At 63.7% G+C, this 18013-nt stretch carries 15 protein-coding genes; 8 read left to right on the top strand and 7 right to left on the bottom strand.

Features of this window, described 5'->3' with window-relative positions:
• Nucleotides 1–207: 207 nt before the first annotated feature.
• Complete coding sequence (locus tag VSR34_RS22505) at nucleotides 208–498, bottom strand: hypothetical protein (RefSeq protein WP_028212469.1); 291 nt, start codon at nucleotides 496–498, stop codon at nucleotides 208–210.
• A 269-nt stretch (nucleotides 499–767) separates the two neighbouring features.
• Here VSR34_RS22505 and VSR34_RS22500 point away from each other — a divergent pair, with 269 nt between their 5' ends.
• Nucleotides 768–2729, top strand: coding sequence for an enterotoxin (locus tag VSR34_RS22500; RefSeq protein ID WP_342963640.1), 1962 nt, complete (start codon nucleotides 768–770; stop codon nucleotides 2727–2729).
• A 7-nt stretch (nucleotides 2730–2736) separates the two neighbouring features.
• On the opposite strand, the gene VSR34_RS22495 is transcribed toward VSR34_RS22500, so the two are convergent.
• Nucleotides 2737–4587 (bottom strand): beta-galactosidase, encoded by a 1851-nt coding sequence (locus VSR34_RS22495; protein ID WP_342963596.1) that lies wholly within the window; start codon nucleotides 4585–4587, stop codon nucleotides 2737–2739.
• Nucleotides 4588–4662: 75 nt separating this feature from the next.
• Here VSR34_RS22495 and VSR34_RS22490 point away from each other — a divergent pair, with 75 nt between their 5' ends.
• The gene (locus VSR34_RS22490; RefSeq protein WP_028230920.1) at nucleotides 4663–5235 is read left to right on the top strand and encodes a DUF308 domain-containing protein; all 573 of its coding nucleotides are present in this window, start codon (nucleotides 4663–4665) and stop codon (nucleotides 5233–5235) included.
• Nucleotides 5236–5373: 138 nt separating this feature from the next.
• Nucleotides 5374–5754: an SHOCT domain-containing protein gene (locus VSR34_RS22485; RefSeq protein WP_028212473.1), complete on the top strand. Its 381-nt coding sequence runs from the start codon at nucleotides 5374–5376 to the stop codon at nucleotides 5752–5754.
• 106 nt (nucleotides 5755–5860) lie between these two features.
• Here VSR34_RS22485 and VSR34_RS22480 read toward each other — a convergent pair whose 3' ends face one another.
• Nucleotides 5861–6202, bottom strand: a complete 342-nt coding sequence (locus VSR34_RS22480) for an RcnB family protein (protein ID WP_028212474.1) — start codon at nucleotides 6200–6202, stop codon at nucleotides 5861–5863.
• Between the two features lie 412 nt (nucleotides 6203–6614).
• Between VSR34_RS22480 and VSR34_RS22475 the strand changes: the two genes are divergently transcribed.
• From VSR34_RS22475 to VSR34_RS22455, 5 genes are all read left to right on the top strand, one after another.
• On the top strand, nucleotides 6615–7772 hold the full coding sequence (locus VSR34_RS22475) for an efflux RND transporter periplasmic adaptor subunit (protein ID WP_028212475.1): 1158 nt from the start codon (nucleotides 6615–6617) through the stop codon (nucleotides 7770–7772).
• A gap of 11 nt (nucleotides 7773–7783) precedes the next feature.
• Nucleotides 7784–10972: a multidrug efflux RND transporter permease subunit gene (locus tag VSR34_RS22470; RefSeq protein WP_342963595.1), complete on the top strand. Its 3189-nt coding sequence runs from the start codon at nucleotides 7784–7786 to the stop codon at nucleotides 10970–10972.
• Nucleotides 10965–12404: an efflux transporter outer membrane subunit gene (locus VSR34_RS22465; RefSeq protein WP_342963594.1), complete on the top strand. Its 1440-nt coding sequence runs from the start codon at nucleotides 10965–10967 to the stop codon at nucleotides 12402–12404. Before VSR34_RS22470 ends, VSR34_RS22465 begins: the two co-directional genes overlap by 8 nt.
• Nucleotides 12405–12568: 164 nt before the next feature.
• The gene (locus VSR34_RS22460) at nucleotides 12569–12820 is read left to right on the top strand and encodes a hypothetical protein (protein WP_155836874.1); all 252 of its coding nucleotides are present in this window, start codon (nucleotides 12569–12571) and stop codon (nucleotides 12818–12820) included.
• 3 nt (nucleotides 12821–12823) lie between these two features.
• Complete coding sequence (locus VSR34_RS22455; RefSeq protein ID WP_028212477.1) at nucleotides 12824–13972, top strand: branched-chain amino acid ABC transporter substrate-binding protein; 1149 nt, start codon at nucleotides 12824–12826, stop codon at nucleotides 13970–13972.
• 254 nt (nucleotides 13973–14226) lie between these two features.
• Here the strand turns inward: VSR34_RS22455 and VSR34_RS22450 are convergent, their stop codons facing one another.
• The 4 genes from VSR34_RS22450 to VSR34_RS22435 all read right to left on the bottom strand — a co-directional run bounded on the left by VSR34_RS22450 (nucleotide 14227) and on the right by VSR34_RS22435 (nucleotide 17969).
• Nucleotides 14227–14544: a hypothetical protein gene (locus tag VSR34_RS22450; RefSeq protein WP_028212478.1), complete on the bottom strand. Its 318-nt coding sequence runs from the start codon at nucleotides 14542–14544 to the stop codon at nucleotides 14227–14229.
• A 146-nt stretch (nucleotides 14545–14690) separates the two neighbouring features.
• Entirely contained in the window at nucleotides 14691–15569 is an 879-nt protein-coding gene (locus VSR34_RS22445; protein ID WP_342963593.1) for a hypothetical protein, read from the bottom strand.
• Nucleotides 15570–16371: 802 nt separating this feature from the next.
• A complete protein-coding gene (locus VSR34_RS22440; protein WP_028212479.1) occupies nucleotides 16372–16686 on the bottom strand; it encodes a high-potential iron-sulfur protein in 315 nt (104 codons plus the stop codon).
• A gap of 56 nt (nucleotides 16687–16742) precedes the next feature.
• The gene (locus VSR34_RS22435; RefSeq protein WP_342963592.1) at nucleotides 16743–17969 is read right to left on the bottom strand and encodes a c-type cytochrome; all 1227 of its coding nucleotides are present in this window, start codon (nucleotides 17967–17969) and stop codon (nucleotides 16743–16745) included.
• Nucleotides 17970–18013: the final 44 nt, after the last annotated feature.

The raw sequence follows: 18013 nt of genomic DNA, 5'->3' as shown, positions 1-18013 counted from the left end.
GAAAAACGCGGCGCATAGCGCAAATCTAGGCGGCCCGGAAGAGGTGGGCGGTGCGCCTTAAGCGATTATTGACTAGACAAGATGGGGCAGCGCGCGAGAGTCGGCGGGAGGCGGGAGGGGCTTTGCGGCCTGGGGGAGAAGGAGGGCGCGCGCAAGAAGTTGCGCGCGCAACAAGCGAGTCGTGGCTGCGACGCTGCCGCGACGCGGTCAGTCGTCGTCGCGGTGGTGATGTTCCCAGCCGCGGTGACGGCCGTGGTCGTGCCAGCGGTGTTCGTCGTCGTCGTAGCGGTAGCCATAGCCGTAATAGGCTGGCGCTGCCTGGTAGACGACCGGCGGCGGAGCTTCATAGACAACGGGCGGCGCCTCCTGATATACGGGCGCGGCATACACAGGGCCCGGAACGCCGAGGTAGACGCCGATATCGGCATGGGCGAACGCCGCACTGCTGACACACGTCCCTGCCAGTCCTGCGAGGAAATAAACGGTCAGGCGTTTCATGAGGATCTCTTTTCCAGTCAACGGACGCGGTTGCGATGGAAGCGGATTCTAGATGCTGCGACGACCCAATATCGGTGCCGAATTGTCAATCGTGTAACTGGCGGTAAAGCCGTGCAAATTGTTCAAGCCTTAAGGTTCTCATAAGGTTCGTACCTGCGGAAAAGCGAAGTTGGGGTCGTAACCCGCTTGCTCCACCCTCCGGCAGCTTGAATGCGCAAGGCCGTTGCCATTACCCTTGGTGGCAGCCCGTGTTCGAACCACGTTCCCCGATGCGCGCCAACGAAGCCACGCCCGTGCAATCCGGCATGCCCGTCTTCGAGAGGAGGGGCGACGATTGCTCGCTCGGCAACGATGTGGTTGCACTGCGTTGGGCAGTGCGAGATGCACGCCTTGGCGACTTCTCGCTGATCGATCGCGGCGGCGCCCGCGTGCTGCCTGTCGCCGCGCCCTTCGCCCTGACGTTTGCCGACGGCACGGCGCTCGACTCTGGCGAACCGAGGGTGCTGGGGCCGGCGAGGGACAGCGCGCTCGTACCTGATCCACTGGCATCGCGGCTGGCCGAACGCATCGCGGGCCGGCGCGTCACCATGATGCTGGCCGACGCGCAAGAACGTCTGACAATTGAATGGAGCGTCGAGCAGCGCGCGGGCTCGCGATATCTGCGCATGAAGCTGGCGGTCACAGCGCATCACGACGAAGCCATCGAAGCGGTTTCGCTACTGCAGACGCAGGCTGTCGGCGCCCATGCCAGCGGCGAACGCAAGGGCACGCCGGTGTTCGCAGGCCACTTCTACCTGGGCTTCGAACTGCCGCTTGCGACCACGCATGTGGAAAGCGATCGATTCGGCTTCGTTCTGCCGCGTGCCTTACCGCTGGAGCGCAACAAATCGCTCGTTTGCACCGCAGTGGCCGGCGTCGTGCGCGAAGGCCAGGGGCGGCGCGATTTCGCCGCATATATCGAGCAGGAGCGCGCGCGTCCCTGGTGTCCGTTTCTGCATTACAACAGCTGGTGGGATATTGGTTACCTCACGCCTTACACGCAGGATCAGGCGCTGGAGCGCATCGAAGCGATTGGCCGCGCGCTGCACGCGGCGCGCGGGGTGCAGATCGATTCGTTCCTGTTCGACGACGGGTGGGACGACCTCGGCGGCAGCTGGGAGTTCAGCGAGGCATTCCCGCGCGGTTTCATTCCGCTGCGCGAGGCCGCGGCTCGATACGGCGCCGCACCCGGCATTTGGCTTTCGCCCTGGGGCGGCTATTGCGCGCCGAAAGACCAGCGCGTGACGCGCGGCCGTGCCGTCGGCTATGAGGTATTCGACAACGGCTTCGCGTTATCAGGGCAGAAATACTACCGGCGCTTTCATGAAGTCGTGATGGATCTGCTCGCGAGAGACGGCGTCAACCACTTCAAGTTCGACGGGACCGGCAATGCGGACCGCGTGGTTCCGGGTAGCCGCTTCGACAGCGACTGGGCCGCGGCGATCCAGCTCATCGAGGACATTCGGGCGGCGAGTCCCGCAACCTTCGTCAATCTCTCGACAGGCACGTATCCGTCGCCGTTCTGGCTGCGCCATGTCGATTCGATCTGGCGCGGCGGCAACGACGACGGCCAGGCGGGAAGCGGCACGAACCGCGAGCGCTGGATCACGTACCGCGACGCGCAGACGTACCACAATGTCGTCGAGCGTAGCCCGCACTTTCCGCTCAATTCGCTCATGCTGCACGGCGTTGTGTTTGCGCAGTGCAATCCGCGCCTGAACACGTCAGCGGGGCACGCGTTCGCCAATGAAGTGCGATCGTATTTCGCGAGCGGTACGCAATTGCAGGAGCTATACATCACGCCGGCTCTGCTGGCTGGGAAGGACTGGGACGTGCTTGCGGATGCAGCGCGCTGGGCGCGCGCGAATGCCGGCGTATTGCGCGACAGCCACTGGATAGGCGGGGCGCCCGACGAGGCGGCCATTTACGGCTGGGCCGCGTGGTCGCCGCACAAGTCGATCGTCACGCTGCGCAATCCGGAACGTCGTGCTCAGGGCTTCGCACTGGACCTGCGGCGTCAACTGGAGCTGCCTGCATCGGCGCCTGGGCGATTCCATGTGCGGCGCGTCTGGGGGGCGAGTGCCGCTGGCATTCCGGCGCTGCTGGACGCGGATTCGCTGCAGCAAGTCAAACTCGCGCCGTTCGAGGTGCTCACGCTGGAACTGCAACCGGTTGCCGGGAGTACTTCTTGAAGGAGTGCTAATACAACGAATCTTCGAGTCGTACGGGCTTCGCCTCGGTCTGGTGAAGGTCGAAGATGAGCACCTCGTTTTCGCCTTGCGCGAGCCACGGCGCGGGGCAATACAAGCGCCTTTGCGGCCCGATGTTCCAGTAGCGCCCGAGATTGTGCCCGTTGACCCAGACCACGCCCTTGGTCCAGTGACGCATATCGAGCCATGTGTCGCCGGCTTTATCGAGGTGCAGGATCGCCTTGAAAAAGAGCCCGGGTTTCTGCGGATTCGTGCAGCGTTCCTCGAGGCCGGCGATAAACGTTTCGTCCATCGGCAGCGGGAAGACTTCCCATCCATCGAGGAGCGCGATCGATCCGTCGGCGTGTTGGAGCCTCACGGGCTCGATGAGCCCTTTGCGGTCGACCATGTCGGCTCCGAAGTTGACGCGTCCCATGGCCTCCACCAGGATCTCCAGCATGATGGGAGCGCCGGAAGCCTTCTCGGCAAACGAGCAGGAAAGGGGAAGCGGTGTGCGATGCATTACGCGCAGCGCCTGTGCATAGTCACGTGGAAGGCTTGCGCGCGACACGGCGCCTGCGTAGTGCTCGCCCGCGAAAACAGCGGCATAGTCATGAACGCCACTGATGTCCAGCGCGCATTCCGACTGTGCGTGCACTCGCTTGCGATAAAGCGCGAAGCCGAACGCCTGCCCGTGCTCTTCGAAGGACTGCGGATCGGCGTGCTGCCTGCGTGGCAAGGGCGCGGGCAAGTTGTCCCAGATCGAGGCATAGCGCGCCGGCATCAGGTCGCGGTCGAACGTGCATTCGAGCCTGGGGATGGCTTCGGGAATGTCAGGCAGCGGCTCGGCCAGGTAGCTCGCGATGATCTCGCGATACCGTCTGTATTTCGCCGTGGCCGCGCCTTGTTCGTTGATTGGTGCGCAATAGTCGTAGCTGGTGAGATCGGGTTGATAGTTGCCTGCGTCGTCGATGTTTGCGCCGGCATAAAAGCCAAAGCTCGTACCGCCGTGAATGACATAGAGGTTGAAAGACAGTTGCGACTGCATGAATGCCGTCAACGTATCGGAGAGATCGTAGTTCTGCCCGGCGAACGCGGGATCGCCCCAGTGCGTGAGCCAACCCGGGTAGACCTCGCCCGCCATAGCGGGCACGTCGGGAAAGGCGAGGCGCACCGCTGCGATCTGCGCCGCATTGCCGTTGCTCAATGCGATCGCGCCCCCGGCCACCGTGCTGCGGTTGCGTTCGAGTTGTGCAAGACCATCTTCGGTATAGAACGGTCCCGTTATGCCGCCGCGTAGCCAAAGCTGCCTGAGTTCTTCGAGGTACGCGGGATTGTGCGCGTACGATCCGAACTCGTTCTCGATCTGGATCATCAGGATCGGGCCGCCGCGTTCGATCATCATCGGCTTGATTAGAGGAACAAGTGCCTCGATATAGCGCGTGACCGCCGCCATGTAGCGGGCGTCGGTAGCCGAGTCGGTCCTCAGCCGGATATCCGCATCGCTCAACAGGTACGAGGGCAGGCCTCCCAGGTCCCACTCCGCACACACATAGGGCCCCGGGCGCAACAGCACCCACATCGCTTCGGCCTGGCACAAGCCGATGAACGCAGCGATATTGCGGTTGCCGCTCGCGAAGTCGAAAAAGCCCTGGTGCGTTTCGTGGTAATTCCACATGATGTACAGGGCGATGCAGTTCATCCCCATGGCTTTCGCCATGCGGATGCGGTGCTGCCAGTATTCGCGCGGGATGCGCGCCGGATGCATTTCGCCGCTGCGGATCTGGAAAGGTTCGCCGTCGAGCAGGAAATGCTCGCTGTTTGAGCTGAACGAAAAGGTATGGCTGCGTTCCAGTTTCACGGTGCAATCGCGCCCTTGTATTTGCAGAGTCACGCACTATACTTCCACGGCTGATAGTGGAACGCTTAATTTCGCTTGAACCTGCAATTCGACAAGAACGTAACCGTATTGACGCAGTTACATTCGAACATGAAAAAGCGTGCTATTTTTCCGATTGCAAGTTCAACCCTTCTCATCGCGGCAGGCATTTTCTGCATCATCTTGTCGCTCACGACAAGGTCCATGATAGGCACGCTTTTTATCGCGAGAATGCTGCTGTTCTGCGGCTTCGTGCACGCCCTGAATCTCTTTACGACGAAAGACTGGAAACTCGGCGTGAGGCGTATTCCACCGGTTGTCGTACCGTTGCTCATCGGCATTCTCATTCTGGTCAATGATAGTGCGCGCGCGCGCGGCTTGACCGTGATGCTGATGATATTCTTCGTGGCCGACGGCTTCTTCAAGATCGTCGCTTCGGTCGGGCAGGACGTCAAGCTCAATAACATCGGCCTTGTCAGCGCCGCGCTGTCTTTCCTGCTCGCCATTTTCCTCGCCGCGAACTTTCCGAGCGTGCCCGTACCCTTGCTCGGATTGTTCCTCGGGCTCGATCTCATTTCGATGGCCGTGGTGCCGCTTGCCGGACGAGAGAGCAGGCGCGGCCCGGTCTGACTGGACCGCCGACTGCAGGGCCGCGTCATCCGCGTGAGTCGTGCCGCATATGGCGCATACGGCGTCGACGCGCGCCTGCGAAGCCCGTGTTAGCCTGCGGTTGCAGTTCCCCACACGAAAAACCGACGGAGGGCATTCATGATCTTCGCAAATGGCTTTACGTTTTCGAACTTTATTATCGATGCATTTTCGATATTCATGTTCATTCTGTGGTTCTGGCTGTTCATCACGATCACGAGTGACCTGTTTCGCCGAACCGATATATCGGGATTTCTCAAGATCGTATGGGTGATCTTTCTCATCGTGCTGCCTTATATCGGCATATTCGCCTATATCATCACGCAAGGCAGGGACATGGCGCATCGCAACCAGGAGCGGGCGCAGAAAGCGCGCGACGAATTGCGCCACATGGTGGGCTACAGCGTCGCCGACGAAATCGAGAAGCTGGATAAACTCAAGACTACGGGTTCGATCACGGAAGACGAGTACAGGCGCCTTCGCGCGCGGCTCGTCGATTAAGAAGGGCGTCAGGCATGGCATTCGTGCATGCCTGGCTATCGCAAGTCATGGTGGATAAATCGCGGCGCGGGCTATGATGGCATAGCCCGCCGCGCCATCCGACCGGTCACTCGGTACCCGCAACGATCTTCGCGATCTTCCAGTTGCTGCGGTTCACCAGCACGTAGTCGCCGTTCACCCCCAGCCATTGCTGGCCACGCTTGGGCGCGTCCAGGTTGTGCGATTTCCAGTCGTTTCCGTTCATCACAAAGTTGTAATGCCGGTATTTCGAAGGGACTTGCTGGCCCTCGTGCCAGTCGCGATGCGGCATGGTCGGCATGACCTGCTGGCGACCTGTCCCCTGGCTTTGGTCGCCACCGGATGTGCCTTGCGTGTCTTGAGCGATTGCGGACGAGGACACACCGACGACGAGAGCAGCAATGACCGAGAGGACGAGTTGGCTTTTCATGATCCGATCTCCTGAGGCAAGAAGATGATTAACGTCGCCATGAGTGATGGCTTCTTCGGTTATAGAACATCCTGAAAGCCGTGATAACCGACAGTGCGAATGTGCCCTAAATGAGCAGGGGCGATGGCTTGAAAATGAAAAAATTTTGGGGCGTGAGTCGTCTATCCATAGTAGTAGAGGGAATTCCGACTTCAAGTAATTTGCGACTGGCGAATTTTCTCGAAGTTCTGGGTAATTCCTGTGAATGAGTGAACTTATCGTTAGATAACAATTAGCAGTCCCCGCTCGTACTGCGCACATCGGAGGCTGAAAGACGCCGTTTGAGTGAATATCTTGATGAGCCGGTCACGCGCCTGCGCAATCAGTGATCCCACGGCGGAGCGTACCGTCTCCATTGAATTGGGGAGCCTGCGTGCCACATCAGTGCCAATTCAGAAGCTATCGCCCCTGCCTGCTCGCCGTCGCGACTGTAGTGCTGCTGGCGGCTTTCGGATGCCGCGACCGGCAAGCCCCCACTGGCGCCGTGCCGCCGCCGAGCGTGCTCGTCGAAACGGTCAGGTCGAAACCCATTCCACGCGTGATCGAACTGCCCGGACGCATTGAAGCGATCCGCTCCGCAGAGGTGCGCGCGCGCGTGGACGGTATCGTCGAGCGGCGCCTTTATGAAGAAGGCACCGATGTGCGCGCCGGCGCGCCGCTCTTTCTCATCGACTCGCGCGATTACGAAGCCGCGTTGGGGCAGGCGCAGGCGGCGCTTACCCGGGCTCAGGCCGTGCAGGGCAATGCAGCTTCGGAAGTGGCGCGCTTCAAGCCCTTGGTGGCGCGCCAGGTGGTCAGCGCGCAGGAGTACGAAGCCGCGTTGAGTGCGCGGCAACAGGCCGACGCGAACGTTGCGGACGCACGCGCCGCGCTCACGCTGGCGCAGTTGCGGCTCGATCGATGCACGGTGCGCGCGCCCATTGCGGGCCGTGTGGGGCGCGCGCTCGTTACAGAGGGAGCGCTCGTCAGTGCAGCCGGCGCGACCTTGCTCACGCAGATCAATCAACTCACGCCCGTGAACGCCGTTTTCACGCAATCGAATGTTTCGTTGCTGGAAGTACGCAAACAAATCGCTTCGGGCGCGCTCGCGGCGCCAACCGACCGCGTGCAGGTGTGGCTCACGCTTTCGAACGGGGAGGAATTCAAGGAGCCCGGCGTGCTCGACTTCACCGATCTCGTAGTCGAGCCTTCAACTGGCACGCAGATCCTGCGCGCGCGTTTCAACAATGCGCAGCGCATTCTCTTGCCCGGACAGTTCGTGCGCGGTCGGATCGTAATCGGCACGATCCCGAATGGCATGGCCGTGCCCGTGCGTGCCGTGCAGTTCGACAACAACGCGACGAGCCTCTCGCTCGTGGCCGACGATGGCACCGTCGTGCGGCGTAACGTCGTGCTCGGCCCGCAGGAAGAGGGGCAATGGGTCGTCAAGGACGGCCTCGAGCCGGGCGAGCGGGTCATCGTCGATGGCTGGCAGAGGGTGCAGCCGGGGCAGCGCGTCGACGCGCATCCCGTTGCCGCGAACCCCTCCTGAGCGCCGCACCCATGAAGCAATTCTTTGTCTACCGGCCGGTTTTCGCGTGGGTGGTCGCGCTTTTCATCGCGCTCTTTGGCGGCCTCGCGCTCATGCTGCTGCCGGTCGAACAGTACCCGGACGTCGCGCCACCATCGCTCACGATATCGGCGGTCTACAGCGGCGCTGACGCGCAGACGCTGGACCGCACCGTGACGTCGATCATCGAAAACGAAATGAACGGCGTGGACAACTTCCTTTACATGTCGTCGCAGAGCCGCTCGAACGGCACCGCGCAAATCACCGTCACGCTCAGGCCCGGTACCAATCTCGATGTCGCGCTCTCGCAGGTGCAGGACCGCTTGAGCCGCGTGGAGCCGCGCCTGCCGCTGGAAGTGCGCCAGATTGGCGTGCGGGTCACGAAAGCATCGTCGGGCTTTCTGATGCTCGTGGCGCTGCAATCCGCCGATGGTTCGATACCGGCCGTCGAACTCGGCAACTTCGCGGCGAACAACATCGTCAATGAATTGCGCCGCATTCCCGGCATTGGCGACGCACAGCTTTTCGGCTCGTCGTATGCGATGCGGATATGGATCGATCCGGAGAAGCTCAGCAGCTTCGGTATTTCGGCTAACGAAGTGATGACGGCGATTCAGGAGCAGAACAGCCAGACGGCGGGCGGCGGTCTCGGCGACCAACCCACTGCGCCGGGTGCGGAGCTCAACGCGCAGATCGTCATGCGCGGCCGTTTCTCGACGCCCGAGCAATTCCGCGAAGTGATCGTGCGCTCGAATCCCGATGGCTCCACGGTGCGGGTGGGCGACGTCGCGCGCGTGGAACTGGGCAACGACAGCTACGGATTCGCCTTTCGCGTGAATGGAAAGGAGTCCGCAGGAATCGCCATTCAGCTCGCGAGCGGCGCCAATGCGCTGGCCGTGGCCAGCGCCGTGCGGCAGCGTCTCGCGCAATTGCAGCCGACCTTTCCGAAAGGCGTGACATGGGTGGTTCCGTTCGATACGACGCCGTTCATCACGACCTCGCTGAGCGGCGTGTTGCGCACCATGGTCGAGGCGCTGCTGCTCGTGACGGTCATCGTTTTCCTGTTCCTCCAGAAGTGGCAGGCCACGCTGATCCCCACGCTGGTCGTGCCGATCGCGCTGATCGGAACCTGTGTTGGCATTTATCTTTTCGGACTCTCGATCAATCTGCTTTCGTTGTTTGCCATGGTCGTCGCGATCGGCGTTCTCAATGACGATGCGATCGTGGTGGTGGAAAGCGTCGAGCGCGTGATCCAGGTAGAGGGGCTCGGTTCGCGGCGCGCGACCGTCAAGGCGGTCGGCCAGATTGCGGGCGCCGCGATTGCCAGCACGCTCGTGCTCATTGCGGTGTTCGTTCCGATGGCCTTCTTTCCCGGCTCGACGGGCGCGATCTATCGGCAGTTCTCGGTCACGCTCACCGTTTCGATCTTTCTGTCTACCTTGCTTGCGTTGACGCTGGGCGTGGCGATGTCGGCGACACTGCTGCACCGCAAAGCGAAGGCCGGTGACGGCTCGCACGGGCATACCGTCATACGTTGGCCGGCGCGCGTCCAGCAGCGCGTTTTCGACGCATTCAATCGCGGCATGGACTCGGCCACCGAGCGCTACGTGCGCGCCGTGGAGGCCATGCTGCGCGCGCCGGTGCGCTGGCTCGCCGTCTTTCTCGTGGTGTGCGTCGCGACGGGGTTTCTCTTCACGCAACTGCCGCGCGGCTTCATTCCGGGCGAAGACCAGGGGCATATCTTTGTCGCGTACACGGCCGCGCCTGGCGCGACCGCGCAGCGCACGCAACAAGTCGTCGATCGGGTCGAGGCCTTTCTCAGGCAGCAGCCCCAGGTGCGCAATATCGCGTCGATCACCGGATTCAGCTTCTTCGGCCAGGGGCAGTCGGCTGCGATGTCATTCGTCGACCTGAAGCCCTGGGCGGACCGGCCAGGCGCGGCGAACTCCGCGGCGGCGCTGGTCGGGCGCGCGAACGCCGCCTTCCGCAACATTCCAGAGGCGCTCGTGTTCGCGCTCGATCCGCCGCCCATTCCCGCACTCGGCAATGCCAGCGGGTTCACGATGAAGATACTGGATCGCAGCGGGGTAGGCGGCGCGGCGTTGCAGCAGGCCAGCGCGCGCATGCTGATGGAGGCGTCGCGCAGCCCGCTGCTCGTGGGCGTGCGTCCCGACGGTTTGCCGCCCGCGCCGCAACTGTACGTCGATATCGATCGCGTGAAGGCGCGCGCACTGGGTCTGCAGATCGGGCAGGTCAACAGCGCGCTCGCGCTCGCGTTCGGCTCGAACTACGTGAACGACTTCGTCTACGAGGGAAATGTGCTGCGCGTGCTCATGCAGGCCGACGCTGACCAGCGCATGCGGCCCGAGGACATCAGCGCGCTGCGACTGCGCAACAACCTTGGCGAGATGGTGCCGTTTTCCGCGTTCACGAGCGTGCACTGGACGACGGGCCCGCAGCAGGTGGAGCGCTATAACGGCTTTCCTTCGGCGACGATATCGGGGCAGGCGGCGCCAGGCCGATCCAGCGGCGCGGCGCTCGCGGAGATGGAGCGCATAGCGGACCAGGTTCTCACCGGCAACATGACCTATGAATGGACCGGCACGGCCTACGAAGAGCAGCAGGCAGCCGGGCAGATCGGGGCATTGCTGCTGCTTTCGCTCGTCGTGGTCTTTCTGCTGCTGGCCGCGCTCTATGAGAGCTGGGCGATTCCCGTTGCCGTGCTGCTCATCATTCCGCTGGGCGTGCTGGGCGCGGTGCTTCTCACCATGGCGCGGGGCTTTTCCGCCGATGTCTACTTCAATATCGGCCTCGTGACCATCATCGGGCTCGCGGCCAAGAACGCCATTCTGATCGTCGAATTCGCCATCAAGGAGGAGGCTGCAGGCAGCGATACCGTGACCGCCGCCACAAACGGCGCGCGCCAGCGCCTGCGGCCGATCCTGATGACGAGCGTGACCTTCGTGCTGGGCATGCTGCCGCTCGTGCTCGCCACGGGCGCGGGCGCAGCGGGGCGGCAGGCCGTGGGCACCGGCATCATGGGCAGCATGTTCACCGCCACGCTGCTCGGCATCTTCTTCACGCCGGTGTTTTATGTGGTTGCGCGCAGGTGGCTGAGCCGCAAGCGGTCGCCCGACGACGAGGAAGCGGATGCGCTGCCCGCGGGAGAGGGCGATGCTTAAGTGTGCCAATCATTCAGCGGGAGCCGGGGTCGTAGTGTGCCTGCTGCTCGCCGCCTGCAATTTCGCTCCGCGCTACCAGCAGCCGGATTTGCCCGTGGCCAACTCGTATGAGAGCGCGGATATCGCCACCTCGGGGGGCGACCGGCTCGCTTCGGAGCTCACGTGGGAGACGTTCTTTCGCGACCCCATGCTCAAGCGGCTCATCGCTTTGGCGCTGGAGCAGAATCGCGATCTGGCCGCATCGGTCGCGCGCATCGAGCAGGCGCAGGCGCTTTATCGCGTGCAGCGTTCCGCGCAGTTACCACAAGTAGCGGCGGGCGCGGACGCCACCCGCACGAAAACGCCGCTTACCTCGGTCGAACCTGAACTGCCCGACAACAACGCCTCGATCCACTTCACCCAGTACAGCGTGCAGGTGGCCGTCACGTCGTTCGAACTCGATTTTTGGGGGCGCGTGGCGAACCTGAGCGAATCCGCGCGCCGCAACTATCTGGCGACCGTGGAGGCCAATGAAGCGTTTCGTCTCTCGCTGATCAGCAACGTGGCGGCGACCTACTACGCCATTCTTTCGGGCAACGAGGGTATCGACCTCGCGCAGCATACGCTCGAGACGCGCCAGTACGCACTGGAAGTCGCACAGCTGCGCCTCGAAGCAGGCGCGACATCACTTGTGGACTATGAGCAGGCGCGCATTCTCGTCACGCAGGCGCAGACGCAGCTCGCCGAACTGCAAAGAACGACGGGGCAGCAGCGTAATCAATTGGCGGTCCTCATCGGTGGTCCGCTGCCAGCCGGCACGACGGAGCACCACGCGCTCGCGGACGCCGATCAGTTCGGCAATCTCGACGCGGGCCTGCCTTCTTCGCTGCTGACCGTGCGCCCCGACATCCGTGCTGCCGAGCAGTCCTTGAGAGCGGCCGACGCGGATATCGGGGCCGCGCGTGCAGACTTTTTCCCGCGCATCTCGCTCACGGGCAATTTCGGCTACGTGTCTCCCGAATTGAGTGACCTGTTCGTGCCCGGCAAGCAGGCATGGCTCGTTTCCGGATTCGTTACGCTGCCGATATTCGACGCGGGGCGCCGCAGCGCGCAACTTGGTTTGTCCAAAGCGCGCCGCACCGAACTCGTGGCGAACTATCAGAAGACGGTTCAGGTGGCCTTTCGCGAAGTGTCCGACGCACTGATCGCTCGCCAGCGCCTGAACGAGCAGATCGCGGCGCAGGAACGCGCGGTGGCCGCCGAGGCGCGGCTCGCGCAAGCGGCCGATCTTCGCTACCAGAACGGCATCTCCATCTACCTCGAAGTGGTCGATGCGAAGCGCAGCTTGTTTGCCGCGCAACAGCAATTGATCCAGCTGCGAGCGGCTGCTCTGCAAAACGGCGCTTCGCTGTATGTGGCGCTTGGGGGCGGGCAGCTTGCCCCGCAGCGCTAATCGTCGTTGCCCGGCAGGCGCGGAGCGTTGTGCCGCGATGCGCGCGATGCGGGACTTCGCCGCCGTCCACACCCACGCGATTACATTTCTATTACGCCTTATTTTGTCAGCACAGGCGTATTTATCCTGATTGCTTCGGCTTGCACCGCTGTGCAGAAATGCGCATGGATATTGTCGAGAATGGCCAAGACGAAGCGATATTGGCTTCCTATAGTCGTTTTCAGCGAGCGTTCCGGCATGTCTCGTTTGGAGCGGTCGTTCAATACCACGCCTTTTCAGGAGGAGCATCACACGCAGTCAATGCAAACGGGAGCCGCGAACCGGCAGCCGCCGCGACCGCAGGAAAGCGGGAAAAGCGGGTGAGCGAAGCCGGCGTGCGCCATAGCAGTGAACATATGCTTGCCGACAAAGGATAAAAGATGCGTTTTGCGAAGACTCTTTCCCCTATCGCAGTGGCAGTTGGAGCACTTCTCGCAGTTGCACCGCTCGCTTCTCGCGCGCAATCGGTTGTCAAGGTCGGCTTTGCCGCGCCGCTCAGCGGACCGAACGCCAACTACGGCAAAGACCTGGAAAACGGCGTCAAAATGGCCCTTGAGGACGCCAAGGCGCAAGGCGTCAAAATCAACGGTCAGCCCGTCTCGTTCGAACTCGTCGCCGAAGATGACCAGGCCGACCCGCGCGTGGGCGTGCAAGTCGCGCAAAAGCTCGTGGACGAAGGCGTGTCGGTTGTGGTCGGCCACTTCAACTCGGGGACGACCATTCCCGCGTCCGATCTCTATGAAAAGGCGGGCTTGCCCGACATCGATCCGGCCGCCACGAACCCGGTCATCAGCGGCCGGGGCTTCAAGAACATCTTCATGGTGATTTCGAGCGACGCGCAAAACGCCGGCACCGCGGGCGCCTATGCAGTCACGACGACGAAGGCGAAGCGCATCGCCGTGATCGACGACCGCACGGCATTCGGCCAGGGTGAAGCCGATGAGTTCGTGAAGGCGGTGAAGGCGCACGGCGGCGAGATCATCGATCGCGAATACACCACGAATCAGGCAACGGACTTCAAGACCCAACTCACGAACATCAAGAGCAAGAACCCCGATCTGATTTTCGTGGGCGCCCTCAATCCTCAGGCGGCCGGCATCATGAAGCAGATGAGCCAGCTCGGCATCAAGGCGCAGTACGTGGGCGGCGGCGGCGTCAAGGACGTCGACTTCATCAAGCTCGCGGGCGACGTGTCGGAAGGCGCGATGGCATGGGAGTATGGCCGTCCGCTCGACAGCACACCGGTGGGCGCGAAGTTCGCGGAGCGCTTCAAGCAGAAGTACGGCGACGACGTGCTCTCCTACGCGCCGTTCGGCTACGACGCCGCCTGGGCTGCCATCAAGGCGATGCAGGCGGCCAATTCGACGAAGCCCGGCGATTATCGCGCGAAGCTGCAAAACATCAGCTTTGATGGCATCACTGGCCATATCGAGTACAACGCCAATGGCTCGCTGAAGAATGGGTCGTCTACGGTCTATCAGGTGAAGAATGGCCAGTGGGTGACGGTCAAGACGGTAAGCGGCCTCTGATCGCAGCGTGCCGGCGGGTGGGCGCCCGCCGGCACGCCGATACCCGAAAGCGGCAATTTCGTTGCCTCCGCATCGACCGGCTCGATGGCGGAGGCGTCGGCATTTGCAAGTCAGCGGACGTGCGAGGACCGCGGGGTTTGCAAGACGCATGGCTCGACGACCGCAAGCCGGCCCGCCGCGAAAGAGCGTTCGCTCTATCGCGGCAACGGTCTCGGGCAACCACGCAGCATCGCGCCAGTGCAGCGCGCTACGCGTTACGGCTTCGTATCGTCATACGGAGTCGTGTGCATACCGTTGGTGTTGGCCGGAACATTCGCGCGCGACGGCGCGTTCTGCTTCGCGCGCGGCGGCCCCAAATACACCATCCCTGTGCGCGTGAGAATCGGCGGGCCGTAGCCGCCCGTATCCAGCGCGGTGCCGGCCCTGGCGTCTGTCCTGGCGCCTCCGGGCGGGCCATAGTCGTTTGCGGCCGGCGATGGAGCCGCATGCGCGCTCATCGTGCCGCTCTTGCTGGTCGCGCCTGGCGGTCCGTAGCTGTTCACCCCGGGCGGCGGAGCCGCACGGACGCTCATGGCGCCGCTCCGGCTGGCGGCACCCGACGGGCCGTAGCTGTTTGCGACAGGCGGGGGAGCCGCCCTTACGTTCATGCCGTCGCCCGAATGGGCCACGCTCGGGTGATCGTAGCTATTCGTATGCGGTGCGCTGGGGGGCTCGACTTTTACAATAGTTGTAGTGACCCCCAAACGCGCGCTCGTAGCTGCCAACGCGCCGCCCATCGGTCCGCCTGGGCCACCTGAACCGGCACTACCTGCACCGCCGCTACCTGCACCCGCGCCGCCTGCACCGGCACTGCCTGCACCCGCGCCGCCTGCACCGGCACCGCCTGAGCCTGCACCGCCTGAACCGGCCCCGCCTGCACCGGCACCGCCTGAGCCTGCACCGCCTGAGCCTGCACCGCCTGAACCGGCACCGCCTGCACCGGCACCGCCTGAGCCTGCACCGCCTGAACCGGCACCGCCTGCACCGGCACCGCCTGCGCCTGCACCGCCTGAACCGGCACCGCCTGCACCGGCACCGCCTGAGCCTGCACCGCCTGAACCGGCACCGCCTGAGCCTGCACCGCCTGAACCTGCACCGCCTGAGCCGGCACCGCCTGAACCGGCACCGCCTGAACCGGCACCGCCTGAGCCGGCACCGCCTGAGCCGGCACCGCCTTTGCCAGCACCGCCTGAGCCCGCACCGCCTGAGCCCGCACCGCCTGAGCCCGCACCGCCTGAGCCAGCACCGCCTGAGCCAGCACCGCCTGAGCCAGCACCGCCTGAGCCCGCACCGCCTGAGCCCGCACCACCTGAGCCCGCACCACCTGACCCGGCACCAGCGCCGGCGCCACTAGATCCGGCGCCTGCGCCCGCACCCGCGCCGGCACCAGCGCCACCAGCGCCCGCTCCGGCGCCTGCGCCTGCGCCAACACCACCAGCGCCCGCTCCGGCTCCAGCCCCAGCTCCGCCGCTGCCATGACCGCCGCCATTGCCAGCGCCGCCACCCGCACCGTTGCCGCCATTGCCGCCGCCATTGCCGCCGCCACTTCCGCCACCACTGCCGCCCCTGGCCGCTGCGGGGTAACCCGCGCCCGATAGCGCCAATGCCAACGCCCATATCACTGCGCGTTTCGTCGACTGCTTCATTGTCCTCCCCTCCATTTCCAAGCCGCTTCACAAGCGCGTCCGAACTGTCAAAGCCGCGCCGCGCGCATGCCGACAAAGCGGCGCGCAAGGCATGTGCCGCGATGCAGTGGGGGAGCCGTATCGCTATTCCTCAGAACAACCGGTATGACCGCTGCCTGCCATTCGTCGTGGAATGCACGCGGTCGCTGAAGGACGGCGCAACGATTTCAATGAAGCAAGCCGCCGGAGATAGGATTCGGATCGCAAATCAATGCGGTGATGGCGGTGCATTGTCATCGCATGACGCCGCAATCACTGCCACATGGCCGCTGATGCCCGGCGCCAGCATCGGATAGGCGGACGAAAAACAGCATGGGGGCGAGAGCGGCGTCGAAGCGCCACTTCCCAAGGGACGGCTGTTGGAAGCCTCATAAAGGGGGCCGGAAAGCATGCCGCCAAAGTTGACGATGATATCCGGGCCTTGCATTCGGATATGCCCGAGCAACGCTCCAACGGGGGACAGGGTGTCGCCGCGATCTTCATGGTGAGTTCGAAGGCGGCCGGCCCGAGGAAGCCGTCAAATGGCGATGCTCGCCGACCCCACCGTCGGGCGCGCGATCGTGAGGGCGTTCGCCGGGCTGCTGGCCCGGCTTGCGAGCAAGGAGAAAACGGCATGGCGCCGCGCCATCGACGGTAGCTAAAGCACAGCACCGCGCCAAGCCTGGCGGCGAAGTATCAGGCGCGCTGCGCGTAGACGTTGCACCAGCCGTCGGCCGCGACCGCCTTGCCGGAAAACATCGGGCATGCGCCTGCTGCTTCGCCCGCGGCGCCCGTAAAGAAGCGGCAATTGGCGCAGCGCTGACCTGCGGCATATTTCGGAAATTTGCTTGCGTCGACGCTGCTCGCCTTGGCACGATAGCCCAGCGACTTGGCCGTGGCGTCGTTCTCGTCAACGAGCGCTGGCGCTGCGATTGCCCGCCCGGCCGTGGCGAGTGCGGCGCAGAGGCCGGCGGCGTGAAGGATGAAGGTTCTGCGATTGCGGGTATTCATGCGGATGTCCAGAGTGAGATTGCAAATATTTCGTACTGCCATGGTTAAAGGGAAGCCTAGTGCCGAGGGCCGGCATTGAGCGGCGTGGTCGACGATTGCGCGGCTTCCGAAGTCAGCTTCGCGTCGCCCGCGTCGTAACCGTTGGTGTAGAGCAGGAACGCCATCAGGTCCGCGTACTCCTGATCACTCATCTTGCCGGGGCGGTCGGCCGGCATGTTGGTCGACATGTACTGGTAAATGCCACCGATCGTCAAATGCGAATTCGCGGCCGGGGCAAAGGCCGGTCCGCTCAATGCGGGCGCTGTAATGCCTTCAAGCTGTGCGCCGTGGCATTTCGCACAGGAGTCCGAATAAAGGTGTTGGCCGTGTTCCACCTGTTCGTGATCGAATGCCGGTGCGTTGCCGCCGGTGGTTGCGGCCACCTTGATGATGTGCCCCGCTGCGCGTACGTTGTCGCGCGCTCGCCGATACGAAGTCATTGCGTCGTCGAAATGTGGAGCATCCGCACGCGCCTCGCTCGTAGCACCTTCTGGCAGTGTCCAGCCGCGCGTGAGTGCGGCGAGGCGTCCATCGCCATTCATATGCGTGAGCGCGTCGTCGATGCGCGCTTGCAGCGCACGCATGCCGGGTCCCGAAGCGAAGACGAGATTCCAGTCGGCATACGGGGAGGGCGCCGCTGCCACGGCGAATTGCTGCTCGGGATGTGTGCGCTGGTAAGCAACGACGGCCGGGTACCAGACGATCGCGCGCTGGGCGCGTCCTTTGGCGACCGCGTCGACAGTCAGTTCGGACGTGTTCTCCAGGTCGAAGCGCACATTCTTCTGCTGCACGGCGATCAGCTGCGATGGGCTCGACCAGGTCGCCGCAACGGTTTCCTTGCCGTCTGCGGCAGCCGTTGCGGCGTGCGGACCGCGCAAGGTGATGCTCACATAGCCGGAGCGCAGATAGCCTTGAGAGAAGACCATCTGCGAGCCCGACGCGTCGGCGATCGACGAGCGCGGGAAGCCCGCAACGAGGTCGCAGTCGCGGGCAAGCGCACGGGAAAGTTCGTGCGCGGAGATGCCGTCGTCGCCGCCATCGTCGTCGATGCCATGCGTGGCGAACGTCGCGGGTATGCCGGCGGCCTTTAGCACGGCGCGCGCAACGGCCACGTCGAGTACGGCCGTTGGGCTGCCCGGCAACGTGCAGACGCGCACGGCGTTGGTCGCGGCATGTGCGTTCATGTGCGCGCCGCCCGCCGCGAGCGCAGCGGCCACGGCGATGTGGGTGATGCGGAAATTCATGATCTTGTGCTCCAGTGGAGGCGAGGCCGCCGCGCGCGCGGCGT

Origin of the sequence: Paraburkholderia sp. JHI2823, assembly GCF_038900695.1 — a bacterium.
In the GTDB taxonomy this organism is placed as follows: Bacteria; Pseudomonadota; Gammaproteobacteria; order Burkholderiales; family Burkholderiaceae; genus Paraburkholderia; species Paraburkholderia mimosarum.
The sequence above is the reverse complement of the archived record's forward strand: the minus strand, read 5'-3'. Positions and strand labels throughout refer to the sequence as shown.